At 40.3% G+C, this 20,598-nt stretch carries 20 protein-coding genes; 6 read left to right on the forward strand and 14 right to left on the reverse strand.

The genetic code is table 11. The features are described 5' to 3' along the window. Positions 1–217: 217 nt before the first annotated feature. The 4 genes from M9R32_RS14185 to M9R32_RS14200 form a co-directional block, all read right to left on the reverse strand. The gene (locus M9R32_RS14185) at positions 218–658 is read right to left on the reverse strand and encodes an NUDIX domain-containing protein (protein ID WP_269927404.1); all 441 of its coding nucleotides are present in this window, start codon (positions 656–658) and stop codon (positions 218–220) included. Between the two features lie 79 nt (positions 659–737). Continuing rightward, positions 738–1,022 (reverse strand): YiaA/YiaB family inner membrane protein, encoded by a 285-nt coding sequence (locus M9R32_RS14190; protein WP_016428722.1) that lies wholly within the window; start codon positions 1,020–1,022, stop codon positions 738–740. A 200-nt stretch (positions 1,023–1,222) separates the two neighbouring features. Then, on the reverse strand, positions 1,223–1,408 hold the full coding sequence (locus tag M9R32_RS14195; RefSeq protein ID WP_269927405.1) for an aspartyl-phosphate phosphatase Spo0E family protein: 186 nt from the start codon (positions 1,406–1,408) through the stop codon (positions 1,223–1,225). A 284-nt stretch (positions 1,409–1,692) separates the two neighbouring features. Next, positions 1,693–3,627: an endonuclease MutS2 gene (locus M9R32_RS14200; RefSeq protein WP_269927406.1), complete on the reverse strand. Its 1,935-nt coding sequence runs from the start codon at positions 3,625–3,627 to the stop codon at positions 1,693–1,695. Between the two features lie 611 nt (positions 3,628–4,238). On the opposite strand from M9R32_RS14200, the gene M9R32_RS14205 reads away from it, so the two are divergent. Further along, positions 4,239–5,426 (forward strand): CapA family protein, encoded by a 1,188-nt coding sequence (locus M9R32_RS14205; RefSeq protein WP_269927407.1) that lies wholly within the window; start codon positions 4,239–4,241, stop codon positions 5,424–5,426. Between the two features lie 283 nt (positions 5,427–5,709). Here the strand turns inward: M9R32_RS14205 and M9R32_RS14210 are convergent, their stop codons facing one another. The 9 genes from M9R32_RS14210 to M9R32_RS14250 form a co-directional block, all read right to left on the reverse strand. Beyond that, entirely contained in the window at positions 5,710–6,798 is a 1,089-nt protein-coding gene (locus tag M9R32_RS14210) for a GerAB/ArcD/ProY family transporter (protein ID WP_269927408.1), read from the reverse strand. A 150-nt stretch (positions 6,799–6,948) separates the two neighbouring features. Further along, a complete protein-coding gene (locus M9R32_RS14215) occupies positions 6,949–8,154 on the reverse strand; it encodes a Ger(x)C family spore germination protein (RefSeq protein ID WP_269927409.1) in 1,206 nt (401 codons plus the stop codon). Further along, positions 8,151–9,665 (reverse strand): spore germination protein, encoded by a 1,515-nt coding sequence (locus tag M9R32_RS14220; RefSeq protein ID WP_269927410.1) that lies wholly within the window; start codon positions 9,663–9,665, stop codon positions 8,151–8,153. Before M9R32_RS14220 ends, M9R32_RS14215 begins: the two co-directional genes overlap by 4 nt. Before the next feature lie 187 nt (positions 9,666–9,852). Beyond that, positions 9,853–10,143, reverse strand: coding sequence for a hypothetical protein (locus M9R32_RS14225; protein ID WP_269927411.1), 291 nt, complete (start codon positions 10,141–10,143; stop codon positions 9,853–9,855). 103 nt (positions 10,144–10,246) lie between these two features. Further along, entirely contained in the window at positions 10,247–10,933 is a 687-nt protein-coding gene (locus tag M9R32_RS14230; RefSeq protein WP_269927412.1) for an ABC transporter ATP-binding protein, read from the reverse strand. Further along, positions 10,934–11,749 carry an ABC transporter permease gene (locus tag M9R32_RS14235; RefSeq protein WP_269927413.1) on the reverse strand — a complete coding sequence of 272 codons (816 nt, stop codon included), beginning with the start codon at positions 11,747–11,749 and terminating at the stop codon, positions 10,934–10,936. Then, positions 11,742–12,227: a nitrous oxide reductase accessory protein NosL gene (locus tag M9R32_RS14240; RefSeq protein ID WP_269927414.1), complete on the reverse strand. Its 486-nt coding sequence runs from the start codon at positions 12,225–12,227 to the stop codon at positions 11,742–11,744. Before M9R32_RS14240 ends, M9R32_RS14235 begins: the two co-directional genes overlap by 8 nt. Next, positions 12,206–13,507: a right-handed parallel beta-helix repeat-containing protein gene (locus M9R32_RS14245; protein WP_269927415.1), complete on the reverse strand. Its 1,302-nt coding sequence runs from the start codon at positions 13,505–13,507 to the stop codon at positions 12,206–12,208. Before M9R32_RS14245 ends, M9R32_RS14240 begins: the two co-directional genes overlap by 22 nt. Positions 13,508–13,543: 36 nt before the next feature. Further along, the gene (locus M9R32_RS14250) at positions 13,544–14,209 is read right to left on the reverse strand and encodes a nitrous oxide reductase accessory protein NosL (RefSeq protein ID WP_269927416.1); all 666 of its coding nucleotides are present in this window, start codon (positions 14,207–14,209) and stop codon (positions 13,544–13,546) included. Positions 14,210–14,409: 200 nt separating this feature from the next. Here M9R32_RS14250 and M9R32_RS14255 point away from each other — a divergent pair, with 200 nt between their 5' ends. The 3 genes from M9R32_RS14255 to M9R32_RS14265 are packed head-to-tail and all read left to right on the forward strand — an operon-like array spanning position 14,410 to position 17,085. After that, positions 14,410–15,087: a response regulator transcription factor gene (locus M9R32_RS14255; protein WP_269927417.1), complete on the forward strand. Its 678-nt coding sequence runs from the start codon at positions 14,410–14,412 to the stop codon at positions 15,085–15,087. Beyond that, complete coding sequence (locus tag M9R32_RS14260) at positions 15,087–16,532, forward strand: sensor histidine kinase (protein WP_269927418.1); 1,446 nt, start codon at positions 15,087–15,089, stop codon at positions 16,530–16,532. The genes M9R32_RS14255 and M9R32_RS14260 overlap by 1 nt, the downstream gene beginning before the upstream one ends. Further along, entirely contained in the window at positions 16,516–17,085 is a 570-nt protein-coding gene (locus tag M9R32_RS14265; protein ID WP_269927419.1) for an SCO family protein, read from the forward strand. Before M9R32_RS14260 ends, M9R32_RS14265 begins: the two co-directional genes overlap by 17 nt. 86 nt (positions 17,086–17,171) lie before the next feature. Here M9R32_RS14265 and ku read toward each other — a convergent pair whose 3' ends face one another. Next, positions 17,172–17,996 carry a non-homologous end joining protein Ku gene (ku, locus tag M9R32_RS14270; RefSeq protein ID WP_269927420.1) on the reverse strand — a complete coding sequence of 275 codons (825 nt, stop codon included), beginning with the start codon at positions 17,994–17,996 and terminating at the stop codon, positions 17,172–17,174. Positions 17,997–18,111: 115 nt separating this feature from the next. On the opposite strand from ku, the gene M9R32_RS14275 reads away from it, so the two are divergent. Then, entirely contained in the window at positions 18,112–19,956 is a 1,845-nt protein-coding gene (locus tag M9R32_RS14275) for a DNA ligase D (protein ID WP_269927421.1), read from the forward strand. Between the two features lie 43 nt (positions 19,957–19,999). Further along, positions 20,000–20,224: a hypothetical protein gene (locus M9R32_RS14280; protein ID WP_269927422.1), complete on the forward strand. Its 225-nt coding sequence runs from the start codon at positions 20,000–20,002 to the stop codon at positions 20,222–20,224. Positions 20,225–20,598: the final 374 nt, after the last annotated feature.

Genomic DNA, 20,598 nt, shown 5'->3' on the forward strand with positions numbered 1-20,598 from the left:
TACTGATGTTAGCTAGATCCTAATATGGCGTATACAGCAATTAAAACAAATTGCTTACTACACGAATAATCAGTCTCGGGATAAAAGTAAAGATGTTTAAAATAATCTCAACTAGGATTGAATCTCGAATCTCCCTAAACATGTGTCTAAAAAAACCATCTTCTTTTTTCCTTGGATTGTTCTTCATTCTTTTCCCCTCTGGTCTTTCCTCATGACGTTAAAAACTGACTATTGCATGATGTTGTGCTAATCGATCCGCCAGTTTGATATTGTCCTTTAAATAACCAGGCAAATCATGATGATTTATGATTTCTTCGGTTGTCATCCACAAAACTTCATCAACTTCGTCCGCGCTCTTAGGAAACGCTTCACCCGAGTGGTGATCGCACAGAAACACAATGTCGACCACATGCTCGCCTGAATCCGTTACAAAGGAAGAACTATTCACATACCGAAGATTGGTAACCTCAATGCCTACTTCTTCCTCAATTTCTCTTATAAGTGTTCTTTCCAAAATGTCTGATGATACTCCTTCTTTATCAACCTGTCCGCCAACTAGAGCCAGCTCTCCACCAGCATGTTCTTCTTTCTCGCTTCGTCTGATTAACAACCACTTTTCATTATGATAAATTGCACCCTCAACATTAACAATAAACATAAGTTTACCTCCTAATTAAGCCGACTTCACTGTCTAAACAAAAAGCACCCCAAAAGGAGTGCGATTTCTTCAAGTTTTATTAAGATTCCTTAGATCCACTAGGAATTCTTGTGTTGTTAAATTGTCTTTCCTGTTCCGCCAGGATATCGTTGTCTTCCGCGTTATCACGCGTCACTTTTTGAGTCAAGATTGCACCGACTGCCACCAAAATCATGACGGCGATATAATACCCTTTTTCGTTTAATTGTAAGTTGTCTGCGTTATATAGACCGATTGCGAACATGACGACTCCTGCAAAGAATGTAAAATACGCCAGGACGGTAAATGCTACCGTATTGCGTCTTCTGTATTTCGTTGGATACATGAAATCCCCTTCTTTTCTCTTTATTTACTTTTTATTATATAGGATATGAGTGGAAATTCTAGGTATTTCAAAATAAATAATTGTATTTTCACATTTTTCTGACCGGTGTAATACTGTAGGTAAAAACAAAGGCAGAAGAAACGGCACGGAGCCTTTCTTCTGCCTTATATACGTTTAAATCTGAAACCACTAAAGGATAGCTAAACGACAAAATTGAATTGGTAAATCCCTTGATAGTGATTAAGTAACTCATCCAATTCCTGGCTGCATACAACGACGCTTGGATGGCTCATGCCTAAGTGTTTTGCTTTCTTATACATTTCTCTTTTTTTACAGTTAATCTGCTTTAGTGTCACGTTCGTTTTACCCAATGGTTGCGTCTTCATATTTCCCTTCCTCCATACCCATATGATTTTGAGAGCACATAGTTGTAGCAGTCAGTCAGAAAAGCGTTTTAAACACAGGGGCTTCGGTTCCGATAAGCATGTTTGCAGAAGGGTTTTTCCCTTTTAGGTACACCATTTACTTTACATTTTAATTATATAACGGGGATTTCACGAAATCAATATATGGTATGTATAATATTTTTCGACACAACATATTGTGCAAATAAGTCATTTTTCTCATAAATAAACCACAAAAAGCAGAATTGCTTCTTGTGGCATTTGGATTACTCTTCGTCTTCTAAACTCAAGCCTTTTACATGTTTACGATTGAGCTGTTTCTTTACTTTACGATACGTTTTTGATTTGAAAATAATATCGTAATCATAGTTCTCTGGATATAGTTCACTGCCTTTAATGTGCAGTTGCAATCGTTTATGGTTGAAGGCTTTCTTTTCACCTTTCACTTGCACAATGTAGTTGCCATTGCTGTCGGGTCCTTTATACACAATGCCCGTCTCATTCGTGGCCGTGATTGTCACATTGTCCCCTCGATCAAACTGTGCCACTTTTTCTTCAATGACTTCCTTATGCTGTTTGGTTTTTCTCGCATATTTATTTGTCGTGATTTGCTGCACATAGTGGAGGTCCTTCAAATCAACTTCACTTGAAGTGTGAATAGTTGACTGCTCTCCTTTATTCGATATGTCTTGTGCTTTTCGAATCAACTGCGGGTGCAGTCCGAGCTTCAATGCAATATCAAATGCCTGGCTTTTTCCGCTTTGCCCAAGTAACAATCGATAGGTAGGACGCAGTGTCTCGAGATCAAATTCCATCGAGCCATTCACAAAGCCTTCTTTCCGGTCGGCAAAATCTTTCATTTCACTGTAATGGGTTGTCGCAAACAACGTCCCTCCTTTTTCAAATAGTTGTTCTAAGATGACAATAGCCAACGCCATCCCTTCACTCGGATCGGTTCCTGAGCCAAGCTCATCAAGCAGAACAAGTGACTGATTATCGGTTTTCTTCAAGATATCGATGATGTTCAACAGACGCGAACTGAAGGTACTTAAATTTGCTTCAATGCTTTGGCCATCTCCTATGTCCACATAAATTCGATCAAATAGGTGAAGACTGCTTCCCTTTTCTGCTGGAATATACAAGCCCGTCTGTGCCATCATGGTCAGCAGGCCAATGGTTTTGAGCGTAACTGTTTTCCCCCCTGTATTGGGACCCGTAATGACCAGTGCCCGGTCGTTCTCCCCGAACTGAATGGACAAAGGAACGGCATTGCCTTTTAGCATAGGGTGCCTCGCCCCTTTTAAATGAATAATATAGTCTTCATTCAACATCGGCCGTTCCCCATCAATGGAGACACTGTACTTCGCTTTTGCAAAAATGACGTCATAATGATGCATCGTGTCCATCGCAATGCTGATGGCCAGTTCCTGTTCCAGGAACTTCTCGGTCAGTTCATACAAGATCTTCTCCACTTCGTGCTCTTCTGCAATTCTCAAATACTCAATCGATTCCTGCATCTCTTCCAACTCTTTTGGCTCCATGAATACTGTAGCCCCTGATGCAGATGAATCAATCACTGTTCCTTTTACTTTCGATCGATATTCTCTTTTTACAGCAAACACATACCGACCATTTCTTTCTGAAACCGTCGCTTCCTGTAAATAAGGTGCAAACGTTTTTGACTTCACCATCGTTTGTGCTCGATCCTTCACTTTAGCCAGTTGTATTGACAACTGCTTTCGCACGGTCGAAAGTTCTTTTGTGGCATAATCGTCCACTTGCCCGTGTTTCAAACAACGCGTGAGTTCCGCTTCCAGTTCGTTCAAGTCGCCGATTGATTCAGCATACAAATGGATGGTCGGTGCAGCATACTGTTTATCCTTCATAAAGCGCTTCAGTTTATTGCAGTGATCGAGGAAAGAAAGTACGCGGGTAAATTGATCGGCCCGAATGTATAATCCTTTCTTTGCCTGTTCGATGTATTGCTCCATGTCGTTCAATGTATGAATCGGCACACTGGCACTGATTTTCATGATTTGCAGTGCTTCATGCACTTCATTTAATGCATGTTCGATGCTTTTCTTATTGGTCGTTGGTCGCATTCCTTCAATTGAGTTCTTTGCCCGCTCCGTAATCGCAAAGCTACCGACTTCCTGTAAAATTTCCTGGTATCCTAATACATCAATGGTTTGTTGATTCATTTTTAATCTTCCTCCCTATTTTCCATATAAAAAAGCCGACATGAAAACACTCATGACGGCTTAGAAGATGTACCTTATAATGGAGCCCGGATTTGTGCACATAATCGGCTTTGTTTGACAAAGTTCAAACGAAAGACCGTTTTTGGACACAAAAAAAGCGATGACAAATACATGCCATAGCTGGGATACCCCATTCTTCTTTGCTATGATGCTTGTTCTTAACAATTCTTGAAAAGCGCATACTGAATAAACCAAGCATTTCTTGGTTTTCCGTTGCTTTCAAGACCGTATTAAAATGACGGTTTAGTTAAGAACTCCCACACTCATAAACAAACTCCTCTTTCGGATCTTTCTTTTTACTCATTCAGAATATGCGAATGTCAGAATTTTGTCAATAATAGCCTCCCATTTTGGAAGGATTTTTCATCCATTTCTCGAATATCCAATTGGAAAGATACTATAATTAAGCTTTTCATTCTTCCAGCATATCAATCTTCACTGCTACATACGTATTATCGTCGTATCTTTTGTCAACACTAGATACTAATTTGAGATATAAGTTGTTAGCACTCTTTTTATATCGTAGCAAATGTATATTTTGGAGGAACTATATGAAAAAGTACTTTTTATTAATTGCCTTATGTCTGTCAATGGTTGGCTGTTCTCAGTTTTCTGCTCCTGAGCTACCGATCGACAATGTTCCGGTTGCCAATGCAATGGAAATTGAAAAGGGTAAAGAACCTTTAAAGCCAAGTACAGTCAAAGCTTACAAAATTGAAAAGCCAGTGGTAACTAAAGCTAAACTTGTAGCCATTGGCGATATCCTGCTTCATCAACCTGTGTACTCAGATGCCAAAACGGATGATGGTACCTATGATTTTACGAACATGTTCGAGAAAGTAAAACCGATGATTGAAAGCGCCGATATTGCCGTCGCCAATCAAGAAACGATGATTGGCGGTACGGAGCTGGGGCTTTCCAGTTACCCCCTATTCAACAGTCCTTATGAAATTGGAGATGCCTTGAAGTATGCTGGAATCGATATCGTAACCATTGCCAACAATCACACGCTGGATAAAGGCGAAAAAGCCATTCTGAATGCCATTGAGTATTGGGATCACATTGGGATGCCGTATACAGGTGCTTTTAAATCGCCAGAAGACCGGAATACGATACGCACGGTTACGAAGAATGACATCACGTTTTCTTTTCTATCCTATAGTTATGGAACAAACGGCTTGCCCGTCCCTGAAGGTAAACCTTATTTGATTAATTTGATTGACCTTCCTTTAATCGAACAAGACGTGAAAGCGGCCAAAGCTGTCTCGGATGTAGTGGTTGTGTCCATGCACTGGGGAAATGAATATGAAAAAACGCCAAACGACACACAAATTAAGTTAGCCAATGAACTATCGCAAATGGGCGTGGATATCATCATTGGCCATCACCCACATGTTCTTCAACCGGTGGATTGGATTGAACGACCGGACGGAACGCGAACATTCGTCATGTATAGCTTAGGAAACTTCTTATCCAGCCAGGAAGGCTTGGAGAGAATGACAGGTGGCATTGGTGGCGTGGAAATCACGAAAGTCGTGAATTCAGAGGAAACGGTTATCCTTTTAGATCATCCTAGTTTCGTCCCGACTTATGGTTACTACAAAAACAAGCGCGACTTTGAAGTCATCCCTATGCACTTATTGACGGATTCCTACTTACCCGGCCATCAACTGCACTATGAAAACACGCAAAAACATATGAATGCATATACGAATGAACTGACGTTTATTGAAAAGTGATGAATACGAAAAGAAAGAGGATAGCACGCTGCTATCCTCTTTTAGATATGCAAAAAAATGCTATTACAACGTGAACGCCGATTTTTCCTACGTGGAGCTCAATTTTTCCTACGTCAACGCCAATTATTCCTACGTGAACCTCATATATTACAACCAAGATTCTAAAACAATTCTCCTTTAGGTTTCACTACGATAAAAGTGTCTTTTCATGCTGCGAAAGTTGAGTTAATCAATATTCTTTTATCATCAGAAAGAGGATAGCCCACAGTGGCTATCCTCTTTTTTATGTTTGTTTATCTTTTTTCAAAGCAATGCCAATAATCATGATCAACACCAGGATTACGTAGAGTGTAAACCACCAAAGTGTCCAATACTTCGCAACAAAGTCAGTGAAATCCCTTGTATTTCGATGAATTTCATTGCTCATCACCCACGTAATGATGCCTACTGGTAATAAAAACGGATGGTAATTATTGTGCTTTGAAATATGCTGCAATCCTTTCAAAGCTGCAAAGAGACATAGGCAAATTTTTATTAATATCCCAAAAATCCAGACAACGGCAATAACCACTTCCACTCGTTCAAATAGTTCGATGATGGTGATGTCCTTCATCATCGCATAGGTTGAATACGAAATCCGAGTAACCATGTAGGGACCTTCTGTACCTACTGTCAGAAAAACAGTAAAGACCAGGATAAACCCTGCAAACACTACAGCCATTAAATAACTTTTCATTATCTTTTCTTTTTGTGTGACGAATGTAAACACTGCGCCTAACAGTATGATTTCAATAAACGGAAATCCCAGTGTATTGTAGGCACCCTGTGTGATTGAGAGGAAACTTTCATTCAAAACCGGTTTTAATTGATTCAAGTCAAACTTATTGACGATTAATGCGACTGAAAGGGCAAAGAGCAACAACATCCACGGCAGTAAAAATTCATTCACACTCGCTATATTGTTCAAGCCATAATAACAGGAGTAAATTGCCAGCAAAATGATCATGATTTGATAAGTCCACTCATTGGAATCAGGAATGACATTGATAACCATGAAGTTACTAAAATTGCGTACGATGTAAGCAGCTAAATGAATACCAAAGAATATAATCAGGAAGTTAATAAACATGCCTATCCATTTTCCGGTGACATTTTCCACAATAGAGAAGATGGATAAATAGTTATATCTCTTTAATAACATCATCCAAACGACGTTTAGCAATACGCCCATTACTACAGCTAATAACATTGAAATCCAAGCATCCCGATAAGAAGCAGCTGCCGTTAAGCCAGGGGCCATTAATAGAGAGCTGCCGTAAATAAAACTAATGACTAGAAGAACAAGCTGCCATCGGCTAATGGAATGATTCATGAGAGACCGCCAAAGAAAAATTGAAATATGGGTTCATAAACGGCTCCAATCCATTTGGCAAACGGCAGTGTTTGCTTCTTCATTAAAAAAACGCTTGTGTATCCAATGGTCAACAACCAAAGAATTATTAACGTATATTGGTATCGTCTGCTAATCTTTTTCATGGATTGAGTTCACCCTTGTTCCTACAGATTCCATTCGAATGAAGATGACTGGATCAACCTTAATATTTGCAAATTCTCTTCCCCACTCTTTTTCATACGTTTCCTTCCACTTTTTAGGTTCTTTTTCGTACACCATTTTTCCGAATCCAAAGACGTCAACTTTTTGTTTTTTTGCTTGTTCTACTGCTCTTTCAATATCTTCTTTTATGGAAGCTTCTATTTGCTCTTCCATATCAATTAACTTTTTTGGATTACTGACATCCATTTTGCATGTGAGTTCTTGCAAAACAGCCGTACCCGAAATGTTTACTTGGAACGTGATTTCGGAATCTTTAATGATTGGTTCTACATTACTTTTAATATGTTTCACCGAAAAACCAATGAACCCATCTTCATTTTCACATTCCTCTGTGATGATAAATGGGTCTTTAACCCTGTCATTAACCATCGCCCAACCGATTGTTTGATTTTCATCATACCAACCCGTCAGAAGATCTTTATTAAAAAGAGCTAGTCCTGTTATTTTATACGTCTTATTATTTGCATTAATATTCTCCAGACTGGACATTTCATTACCAGTCTCAGCTAGATCTAACAGCTCAACTCCTAGGATGACCGGGTCTCTAAAATCTCCATACATCCAGTTAATGATTTCTCTTTCTGTCATTCCTTCTGATATTCCCGTTGTGGCGGATGCTATTTCTACACGGTTATTTAAAGATTCCGCAGGGTTTTTGAAAATCGGTGTGTATAAGGATAATATTTCTTTGGCACTTGAGTTCTTAGCCACCAACATTAAAACATTATCTCTTATTTGATTATTCCGCTCGACAAAGTCAAAAATCATGGCAATACCTGATTCTCTTGCATATTCTTCCCCTACAACCATACACGTCATATGTGAAAACATGGCTTTTCGCGGAAGGATATTGTTTACTTTCTTCACCGCTTCATATATAGTTCTCCCGCGTTCCGTGTACGTGTAAACCGTTCCACCTGATCCTCCACCTTGCATAGTGCTTTGTCCGCTGGGATTAACGACTTGTAAATGAATAACTGTCTCATCTTCTTCTTGGTCGATGCCAATTGATGAAACAATTAATATTTCATTTAGTTCCGACTTCCCCTTGCAACCTGCCAGCATCAAACTAACAAACAATAAAATCAAAATAAACTTCATAGAATTTCTCATGACTTCTGAACCCACTTCTTATGGAATTTGGTTTGTGTCCACCATAATGGCAACCGGAAAATTCCGTCCTTTAGCTTGTCCGGATGAATAGAAATGATAGGGGTTAAGAAAGGTCTACCCATTGAAGTTCGAGAACAAAGATGAATAACCAAGCCAAGAAAGAAGAAAATGATGCCGAACATTCCCGCTGACGCTGCCATCATCATATTCACAAAGCGCAATAATCTGGACGCACCACTAAGTTCATAATACGGGGAAACAAAATTCGAAATCGCTGACAGAGACACCACAATGACAATTGCCGGAGAAACCAGACCCGCTGCGACAGCTGATTCCCCAATGACGATCGCTCCCACAATCGACACGGCAGATCCAATTGGTCTTGGCATGCGTATACCTGCTTCACGTAATATTTCAAACATGGTCTCCATTAGAAGTGCTTCTACAAATACAGGAAAAGGAACTCCTTCCCTTTGTGCCGCAAGACTTACAAGTAAACTGGTGGGAATTAATTCATGGTGATAGGTTGTAACGGCAATGAATATCGCCGAAAGGGAAATTGATAGAAAAAATGAGATAAGCCGGATAATTCTTGTAAATGAAGACACATCAAAATGATGATAATAATCTTCAGCTGCCTGGAAAAATGAAATGAAGGTAGTGGGCGTAATGAGCGCAAAAGGCGAACCCTCCATCATAATCATCACTTTGCCTTCAGCCAAAGCCGCAGCAGCAGTATCTGGCCTTTCAGTTGCTTGAAATGTCGGGAAAGGTGTATAGCCCTTTTCTCGTATTAATTCTTCAAGCATCCCAGTTTCAAAGATTTTATTTGTATTAATGTTACTGACTCTAGAGATTACTTCCTGAAGTACCTTCTGGTCCACTTGACTTTCCAGATAAGCTACCATGATTGGCGTCTTTGTAATAGTGCCCACTTGGAATGACTTAAAGCGAAGTGACGGATCCAATAGTCTTCTTCTAATCAATGACGTATTGACTTGAAGCGTTTCAATAAAGCCTTCCCTCGAACCCCTTACTATGGTTTGAGCGACTGGTTCTTCCACCGATCGGGATGGCCAAGTTTCCAGTGGAACGGTGTAGGCTTCATCTAATCCGTCAACAAATATACCGACCTTCCCTCTTAAAATGGCCGTGATGATGTCATCCATTTGTTGACTTGATTTGATTTGGGCGGAAACTTCTATTTGGTGGATTAATTCAACAGGTTTGCCGTTTTTTTTATTCTCAATTTGCCACCTTTTTATTGGCTCAATCATGGATAAGTCCAATTGCTGTTTATTGACTAAACCTTCAATATAACAAATCACAAATGGAATAGGCGCTTCAAGGAAATGGATCGTTTTAACATCGATACTGTCACCAAATACGTCCTTCATTTGAAGAATGTTATCTTTCAAGTTAATCGATATTTTCGAATCGACATATGAAGGTTGTGCCTCTTTCTCTGGAATATGACGTTTTCTTTTAAACAATGAAAACAGATTACTCATTTCCCACCTCCTTATCTATACTTATGTTCTGTTAAAAAGGCTGTTTTTATGCAAAAACTTGGAAAAAGAAAAAGCGTCTCACCTATCTAAAGGCGAGACACTAATAGAAGTTTTCCTATGTATGATGTATACGATAGAGTAAATGAAAGAAAATTGAAAAGAGACCCCTAACCAAATTATGAAGTCCCTATTTTAACGAACGAAACGTATCGATAAAGGTTTGTGGATTGCTGTGAATGTTGAATGGAAAGACGCCTTGATTGGTATGGAGATATAGAATACCCGCTTCGGAGGAAAAAGGCTTGTAGGAAACGTCCAGGACTTGATTGAGTGTGAATTCTGCTCTGGCTGTTTTCACAGATTCTGGGGTAATCATTAGTTCATGATGCGTGGCGATTTTCTGCAGTTTGTAATACAAGTCGATTTTTCGTTCGACTTCCGTGTAAATAATCACGGCGTGTTGCTTTTCATTCATCATCCGGCGTCCCTCCTTTCCTTTTATGGTACAGGAGATGGTCCAAGGAAAGCAAAAATCAGCTTTAGCAACCCGTAGTTTATATACTTGCACCACAACAAGTCGCTTAGCTATTCGAGCTATGTACCCGATTTAATTGATCAAGAATCGTTTCTTCCAACGACTTCGGATTTTCACGCCACTCCTTTGCTTGATATTGAAATAACACCCTTCCCTCATTGAAAAACAACATCTTGTCTGCCAATCTCTCCACAAATGAAATATCATGGGTTGAAAATATGATGGTCTTGCCTTCTTTACGTTTTGCATCCAGTATGGTTTGCATCCACTTCACCCAGTATGGATCAAGTCCATTCGTTGGTTCATCGAGAATCATGACGTCTTCATTTGCCAACAGTGTCTGTGCAAATGCCAATCGTTGCTTCATTCCTTTTGAGAACGTTTCAATCCGTTGATGTAAGTGATTTTGCAATCCCACTGTTGTTGCAGCAAGAAGGACTTTTTCATCTTCCACCGCTTTAATTGCGCCAAGTAATTTCAGCAATTCCCACGCTGTCACATGTGTTGGAAATTCCAAATCATCCGGCATGTAGCTGAATTGTTGCTCGCCCCAATCTATTGTGCCAGTCGTTGGTTTAAGGATATTCGTCAACAGTTGAATCAACGTGCTTTTTCCAGCCCCGTTTCCGCCAATGAATGCGATGATTTCTCCTGGTGCGATAAGTAAGTCCATCGGGTGAAGACCTACTTTACCCATCTTATAAGTTTTAGAGATTTGATTGATTCGAATCATCTATTTGTCCCCACTTCGACTTAAAATTTTCCCGCTAACCCACAGCGGCAGGATTACCCATAACAGTGAACAGAAGATGTAGATGCCAACGCCAAGTGGTGTCAGCATGAAAACTGTAAAATCATAATAGGCTGGTCCCAATACGGATGAGTTTCCACTATATAAGATAAACCCCATGCGCACCCACTGAACTGGATTGGTGAAGGTTGCAAACAAGACAAATTGATGCAAGACCACGCCTGCAACGAAGGTGCCGATTGCCATTACTAGATAATCCGCAATTAATAAGAAAAAAGCCCAGACTCCAAGTGCAATAGTCAGACCTTGGATACGATTTTTGGCTACACTCCCGACAACAATTGAAAGTGCTGAAAAAATGGCGACGGCTAAAAAGGCAAAGCCGATCATGCTCACGTCCAGTGTTGAAGTGGCATAAAAAGCGTGGATAATCAGGACGATGCCATATCCGATACTTAACATCAAAGCAAAGGACAAAACGAGTGATAGCCATTTTGCCCAGCGATAGCTTCGGCTTTTCAAAGAATAGGTGCTTAATAACGCAAACCAACGTGACTCTAAATCGCTCGCAATGGATAATGCGCCGATTGCTAACGTGAACAGTGGCAATAAGAACAAGGTGACGTTCAAAAAGGAGGCAGTATACCTCGTAAACCCTGAACTGCTAGGCATTGCATAAAACTGCACCACGGTAATGGCTGTCAGCAACACACTAAACAACGCACCAAAAATAAGTACCGAGCGATTGCGTATCATTTTTTTTATTTCAAACTGGAAGAATGCCCGTGTCTCATTCATGGTCATGAACACCCCATTCATGTTGTTGCAAATCCGATTGTTTCAGAATCTTGCCTTTTCCTTCACGGTCAATGTAGGCTTCGGCTTTCTGAGGTGTGGCAAAAGCGAGCACGCCATACGACATCGGCGTCCAAAAATCAGGGTGATAGACAAAAGTGGCTTGATCCGCTTGTAGCCACTCAGCTGTTTCAGCATCTTTAACATAATTAGCTCCAACGTCCGCGGTTTGTTTTTCTACGGCATATTGCACCAAGCATCCAAGATCATCAAACACTTTGTAATCACCATTTGTATAAACAGTTTGCGCAGCATATGCCTCGTCCACAATGCTCATATGACAGACAGCGCATGTGTCCACTTCCGGCTGGATGGCATGCGGCGAAATATCTTTTGGTCCGCATCCAAACAATCCCAACAGGAACAATACACTAAAGTAGCCTATACTTTTCATTTTGACTATTTGACGAGTTTTCTCCATGCTCCTATTCCTCCCACAAGACTAATGATTCCGATTAACAACATGCCCCATTGAATGTGAGTCGTTTGTGCCAATCTTTCTCGATGCATTTTTGGCATGTCATCGAATACAGATTGTTTCGTATTGAGTGCTAGTTGCTTTTCGATTTGATTTAAAGTTGCGACTGCCGGTGCTTCGAAAAACGCTTGAAACTCATTTTGCCGAACCATGAGCTTCGCATATGAATCCGAAGATTGATAAGGGGTATCACCATAGCCATCTGAGTCAAAGTCCATTCCACTGTAATCATCCCAGTAATTCCCGGATAGTGCGGCCCCTTGGTTGTCAGATGTGGCACTGACAATATTGCCAAATATCTCATTGTCGACAAATTGGTTGTCTGCACCATACAGTTGAAATTGCAACGCTTTCTGATTGCTCCCTACTACATTGCTCTTAACGGTAGATGAATGAATTTGCTGAAAAGACAGGCCACTTTGATTTGAGCGTATTTGATTTCCCTTAACTTGGATTGACTGACCATCAAACAGCACCATTCCGAATCCGTTATAGGCATTGTGGTTCTCAATCACATTTTTATTTAACTTAGAATTGGAGGTCATCATATGCATGATGCCTGTGACGTTGTTGTGTAGATGATTTTGATGAATCGTCGTGCCTTTTGAATACATTAAATGAATGCCATATCTGGACTGTGAAATGTCTGTTTTGCTCACGACACTGTTACGGTCGCCGTCTATATACAAGCCATCCAGCACATTTTCAATGTGAACTTGTTGCACTTTGATCCCGACCGTATCCGTAAGCGTAATGCCATTTGATTTTCGAGAAAAATGTCCTTTAGGTCCTGTAATAGTCACGTCCTGAATTACACTGTCTTCCACACGAAAGAAAACAAGGCTTTCATGAAGTTGGTGTAATTCCATATTTTGAAGGGTGATGTCTTTACTGTTTTTCACAGCAATGCCAGTCGATTTATCAGATGATGGAGTTCCTTTCAACACTAGCTGTTGAAGCTGTACATTCGCAGTTTCTGTAACGGAAATGACAGCTTCACTTGTAGGACTATGCAGTTCTACAAGACCTTTTCCAATAATGGTTAATGGTTTTGTTATCGTTAAATTTTCATAATAGACCCCTGGGTCGATCACAATGGTAGAGCCAGGATCGGCGTCATCAATTTGTTGTTGAAGAGACGGCATAGCAGAACTTTCATTCGGCAACAGTAATCCGAACAGTCCTAGGCTAAGAAGAACGAAGATTTTAATCAGATACTTCATGTCTTTACCTCCTGATTCAAAGGTTGGTTCTGACAGTTAGTTATGTGAGTGGCTATGTTCTTCACTCTTTCCCTGCTCATCATTCATCCCTTCGTTCATTTCCATGTGACTTCCTTCTCCGTGCCCATTTCCTTTGCCACTTTGCATTTTTTCCATACGTTTCATGTGGCGGTGTCCCGAGACTTCATCAATAGCTGCAATGGATGAAAGACTCGCTTTCTCCTTGCCCATTTGATTAATAAAGGCTTGTGCCCCGTCTTCGTCTTTAAAGAAGGCAAATCCGTAATTCATGGGCGTCTTAATTTCCGCTTTCACCACAACCGCTTCTTCCAGTGGCACCCACTCATTGGTATCGTAATCGCGCACATACTTTTCAAGTACGATTTCGTCCATCCGTTCCTGATTCAACATACATCCCACATCATCAAAAAACAGATTTTCACCTTCAGCTGTACGTCCCTGTGCTGAAAACATGCCGAGTTCATCCCCTTCTACATACACGTCCATTTGGCAATACGCGCAAGTGGTTGTCTCTGTCGGTTCCATTAAACCCTCTATAGTTTCAGCTGCGGCAGTGTTATTAGGAGTCTCCATTGTTTCAACTTTCTTTTCTTCTTGTTTAGGTGTTGCTTCATCAGTCCCACATCCTGCTAATGTCAAACAGACGAGTATCAGTAAACTTGTCCATTGTATTTTTTTCATCTCGAATCTCTCCTTTCATTCGAATCAAACTTTATCACCGCTTTACGAAATTTATGTGAAGTTTTCACCTTTCAAATTTGTCCATTTATTGACTTGTTTTTTAGACCATGTAAAAACATGTTGTTTATCTCTTGCTTGTCGTATGATAAATAAAATACGATTTCGGTAACGGTTGATGATTCGAAAAAGGAGGAGCAGGCATGAGTTTAGGAACCATTCTAGTTGTTGATGATGAACTGGAAATGCGTCGTTTGATCCAATCATTTCTAGTCGCGGAAGGATACACAGTCCTCGAAGCAGCAAATGGCATGGACGCACTGGACTTTGTGAAAAAAGCAAACATTGATCTTATGCTGCTCGATGTGATGATGCCCTACGTCGATGGATACACCGTAACAAAAGAAGTGCGAAAAACATCCGACATCCCGATTATTTTCCTTTCAGCACGTGGGGATGAGTGGGATAAAGTAAAAGGACTTCGTTTCGGCGCCGATGATTACTTAGTGAAACCCTTTCACTCGGGCGAATTGATCGCACGGATTGAAACAGTGTTACGAAGAAGCACGCAAGCGAAACAAAAAAACAAACTGCTGAAGGCAGGACCCATTCTTATAGATGAAACCAACCATGAAGCATATGTGGAAGGTACTTATATCCCTTTAACACGAAAAGAGTTCAGCCTGCTGTCTTTATTGGTGGCCAATCAAAATCATTTATTAACACGAACTTTATTGATGGAAACGGTATGGGGATTGGAATATAGCGGTACAGAGCGCACGGTCGATACGCATATTAAAACATTGAGGTTAAAATTGCATAGCGCTGGCTCTTTCATCAAAACGGTTCGCGGACTCGGCTATAAACTTGAGGTGACCTAATGAAAAAAGTGAAGGTGAATTTTAACCAAAAAATCATCTTGCTATTTATTGGTACCATCGCTTTTTCGGTCGCTTTCTCCTTTTTATTTCTTCATTTTTTGTACAAAGATCTCTACCTCAATTCGATTCGTGAATCGGTGGAATATCAAGGTGAGCAAACAGCCGCGCACTATCATTATGGGGAACTGACAGATGAAATCATCGGAAAAATCCAATGGTACAACATTGTTTCTGAATATGAGGTCATTGTTGTCAATGAGTTAGATGAATTGAATGCCTCGTTTCCTTATTCCATCGGTGAGGAGTCACTGGTTGCCGCTAAAGACAGGGACAAGCTTATGGCAGGACAGTCGATTATGAAAGAAGGCTATGTCGCACATTTTCAAAAGGAAGTGATTGGTGCTATTTATCCGGTTATGGATGGGGAAAAAGCGATTGGCTACATTTTCATTTACGTTCCACTCGCTGGGCTTTCTCAAGTATTCGGCTCGAGTATTCCCATTTTGTTAGTCGTTGGCACAGTATTCTTTCTGATTACCAGTTGGTTGCTGAACCGAATTCGCAAAGCACTTTTCCAACCACTTCTCGCTATTCAGGATCTATCAAAAGAAGTATCCAAAGGACAATACAGCAATCGAATAAATATTCGTCAAATGGACGAGATCGGTCAAATGGCTCAAGCCTTCAATGATATGAGTGAGGCACTGGAGCACCAAGATGAACGGAAACGCGATTTTTTAGCGAACATGGTCCATGAAATGCGTACGCCATTGACTTATATCAATGGATACACGGAAGTATTGCAAAAACAAACAGACAGAACACCCGAAGAAACCCACGAATACTTGCAGACGATCCAGAAAGAAGTCAGTCGCATGAAAAAGTTACTTGCCGACTTGGTAGAACTGAATTATTTGCAAGAAGACTTGTTTTATTTTGAGCACAACCCCATTGTCGTTGCACAGCTTCTCTTTGATACATGTGATTTGTTTCGAATCCATAGACAAAACCGTCAAATCGATTTCGATTTAAACGTTGATGAGGATTTGATTGTTTTCAATGACGAAAAGCGATTGCAGCAAATCTTTTACAACGTAATCGACAATGCCGTCAAATATTCAAACGAAAATTCAGTCATTGGCATCGTGCTAGCTAGAGAAAATCAGGACATGCTATTTACGGTAATTAATAAAGGGACGCCGATTTCTCAACAGGATATTGAGCGATTAGGCGAACGCTTTTTCCGCACGGATAAGGCACGCAATCGCCAAACTGGTGGGACTGGCCTGGGTTTATCCATCGTGAAAGAAATTGTGAGGATTCAAAAAGGGACATTTGAAATAACGAGTACTTCAACCGGTGATATTTCTGTAACGATTCGTCTACCTATTGAATTGAAACAAGTGGATGTGAAAGGGCGTGATGCTGATGTTACGAAGGACTAAATGGTTGATAGTTCTAATGATTGGAAGTGCATGGTTACTTAACGCCTGCTCCCCTTTTCCAGAAGAACGCCCTTCGATTTCACCTTTCACCTTCACGGATCAACATGGAGAATCTTTTGGATCGTCTGATTTAGATGGACACATGTGGGTTGCCAACTTTATTTTCACGGAATGTGATACGGTATGCCCACCGATGACAGCAAAAATGGCAGATCTTCAGGAAGCGCTTCAGCAAGAACAACTGGATGTGGAATTGGTTTCGTTCAGCGTCGACCCACAAGTCGATACGCCAGAAAAGCTAAAACTGTATTTGGAACAATTCACAGAGGATGATTCGAATTGGCACTTGCTAAGTGGATACGACCAAGAGGATATTGAGAAATTTGCCGTGGAGGAATTTGAAACATTAGTAAACAAACCAAAGGACAGTGATCAAGTTCTTCATGGAGTGAATTTTTTTGTACTTAATGAAAATGGGATTATTGTAGAAGATTTCACTTTCTCTGATCCGGATTTGGTTAATAAAATTCTGCAAACCCTAAAAAATGAATGAATGCATGTAAAAAAATCGTCTTTTTTGTAGATGTAGATTTTACATCAACAATGGGACGATTTTGTAGAAGGTATTTAACTGTATGATTAAGACGTTTTGGCCGCTTTCTTCTTTCGGGGAGCCGGCTTTTTCTTTTTCGTTTTATCCAGCGAGGCTTGAAGAGCCGACATTAAATCGGTCACATTCGAAGGGGCTGCAGCTTGTTTTTCGCTTGCAGTGACTGTCTTGTTACCATTTTTCTTGTCTTCGATCAATTCCATTAACGCGGTACGGTAGTCATCGGTGTATTTTTCGGGTTCAAATTTCGTTGTTAATTGCTCCACCAATAACAATGCCGTATCCAATTCTTTTTGGACGATGGCTGGTTCACTCGGAATATTTGGGACGTCTTTGGCACTTCGTACTTCATCCGGAAAATGAATCGTTTCCATTATTAAAATTTCCTCGTATACGCGGACTACTGCTAGCTGTTCTTTTGAACGAATCATAATTTTGGCCACGCCAATTTTCCCGGATTCCGTCAGGGCCTTTTTCAGAAGAGAATACGCTTTTCCTCCTCCCCCATCCGGCGCCATGTAATAACTTCTTTCAAAATAGATGGGATCGATTTCTTCTAATTTCACGAAATCAATGATTTCCACTGCTTTATCATCGTTTTCTTTTTTCAATTTCTCCAGTTCTTCATCGTCCAACACGACAAATTTATTTTTCGAATACTCGTAAGCTTTAACGATATCTTCGCTTTGCACTTCTTTTTTACAACCTTCACATACTTTTTGATAATTGATTGGCGTATGACACTCTTTGTGTAATTGACGTAATTTAATGTCCTTATTTTCTGTCGCAGCGTGGAGCTTGACTGGAATATTCACTAGTCCAAAGCTGATGCTTCCTTTCCAAACCGTATGCATATTCGATTCACCACCTCTATTTCTTTTTCTTACTATGCATTTTTTGCCTAAATTTATGTATCAGGTGCTGAAAAATACAAAAGCTAGAAAAAACAACCGAGAGTAGGATAAAAATTTGAAGCCGATGCTGTTAACTGCTGCAACAGACATTCCAACGGGCAAAGACTGGTTGTACGAAGTAAAATACGATGGCTTTCGTTGCCTTCTTGAATGGGTAGAAGAAACGCCTATACTTAAAAGCCGCAACGGCAAAGTGCTCAATCCCATGTTTCCGGAAATCATTGCGTATTGTCAGGATATTTACCAGGATATCCGCTTGTTTTTGCCTTTGATGTTAGACGGTGAATTGGTTTATTTGGTGAATAATCAACAAAGCAATTTTTCCATTGTTCAAATGAGAAGTCGTATGCGCACGCAAAGCGTCATTAACCAGCATGCACAGGAATTCCCTTGTCATTATGTTGCGTTTGATCTTTTAACGAGTAAAGGCGAAATTCAACACAGCTTATCTTTCTCAGAGCGCAAACTGTTCATGCGTAAAATGTTTAAATCCCTCAACTTGCCACAAGCCGTTAACTATCAAGACATGGCGCGCATTCAAATGGTGGAAGAAACCAAACACAGTAAGAAATTGTGGCATCAAGTAAAGGTAAATAACGGGGAAGGCATTGTCGCCAAGGAAAAAACGAGCAAATGGCAAAGTGATAAACGTACTGGTCACTGGATGAAAATTAAAAACTGGCGTTATGTCACAGTGATTTTATCCAAATACGACCACAACAATGGCTTTTTCCATGGATCCATTTACGCCAAAGGAAAGTTGATTGAAGTTGTCACGTTTCGCCATGGCCTGAAAAAAGAAGAAATGACGACATTGAAGACGTTATTCGAATCAAACGGAACATTGATTTCTTCGAATGTATGGGAACTTGAGCCATCCATTTGCGTCGAAATTGCCTGTATTGATTTTGACGGCAAACATTTAAGGGAACCTCGTTTTCATGCATTTGACTTTGATCAAGACCCTTCCGACTGTGATTGGAAACAATTACAGCGACAACTTTACCCTTTACCTGAGAATGTGAAAATCACCAATCCGGACAAACCTGTTTGGCCATTATTAGGTTTGAACAAAGATGATTACTTACTGTATTTGCAATATGTCTCTCCCCACATGTTGCCTTTCTTGCAGGACCGTCATCTGACCGTGATTCGCTTTCCACATGGTGCGGAGGGTGAAAGCTTTTATCAAAAAAATGCGCCTGACAAAATTCCGGGTTTTCTTGACACTTCAAAGGCAGATGACATCACACATATGGTGTGCAATAATCTGGAATCTTTGCTGTGGCTCGGGAATCAGCTGGCATTGGAATTTCACATTCCTTTTCAGACAATTGCTACCGACAAGCCAACAGAAATTGTCTTTGATTTAGACCCTCCATCTGTTCAAGAATTTCCACTCGCCATTGAGGCCGCACAACGAATGAAAGCCATTTTTGATCAATTTGGCTTAAACGCGTTTGTGAAAACTTCTGGCCGGAAAGGACTGCAAGTGTATATCCCTTTGCCTGTTAATCGTTTTTCTTATGAGGAAACACGGGTGTTCACTAAATTTGTGAGTGACTTTTTATGCGAACAAGAACCTCAATGGTTTACAACAGAGCGACTGATCAAGAACCGACACAACAAATTGTACTTGGATTATGTGCAACATCATGAAGGAAAAACCATCATCGCACCTTATTCAGCGAGAGGAACGGAACATGGATTGATTGCGACACCGTTAACTTGGGATGAAGTAAATGATTCCTTAAAACCTGATTTATTCTCTATTCCTGCCGTCTTGGAACGACTGAAAAAGAAAGGCAACCCGTTTCGGGATTTCCGGGAGAAAGCAGACGAATTGAAGTTTGCAGATGTATTAAACCAATTGAAAGAACTAGTGAGAAGTAAGGCATAATCATTTTCGGTGAAACTAAATATTTAAAACAAGGAGAATCTTGATGCAAATTGAAAATCCAATGGTAACTGGTGCAGGTCTGCCGAGTGATCCGCAACAAGCGATCGTGGTCTATAACTGTGATTACTGCAATGGAGAAATCTTTGAAGAAGACATATGCGTGGTATACGAAGATTTAATCTTTTGCAGCAGCGACCACCTAGGAGAGCACTTAGTTAAACATGACCTGGCCGAAGAAATTACGGCACATACGGAAACTTCACATTGAATAAGAAGAGTATCTGATAAGCTTAGTGAAATTTAAAACACACAAAAAGGGACAGCTGCGCTTGCAGCTGTCCTTAACTATTCCCCTCCTTTATTCGCGTTCGCGATGGTTCTATTCGCGCTTCTACAAAAACATCATTAACACTACTGCTCAGAGCATCTATGTTTATTTACTTTATGGTCTTTAAATAAGGCTACGTTACCTACACTGGATAATTATGTTAAAATAAATATTGTATTGTGAAGGTTTTCACTTAAACTAAACCAGCTAATAGTTTGTCAATATTTTTTGATAGAATAAATCTATACGTGGTATATTAAAAAATGCGTATGCCAAATAACCTCCCAGTATCCTAATTGGAAGGTTTTGAGCTA

It is taken from the genome of Paenisporosarcina quisquiliarum (assembly GCF_027563315.1).
GTDB lineage: Bacteria > Bacillota > Bacilli > Bacillales_A > Planococcaceae > Paenisporosarcina > Paenisporosarcina quisquiliarum.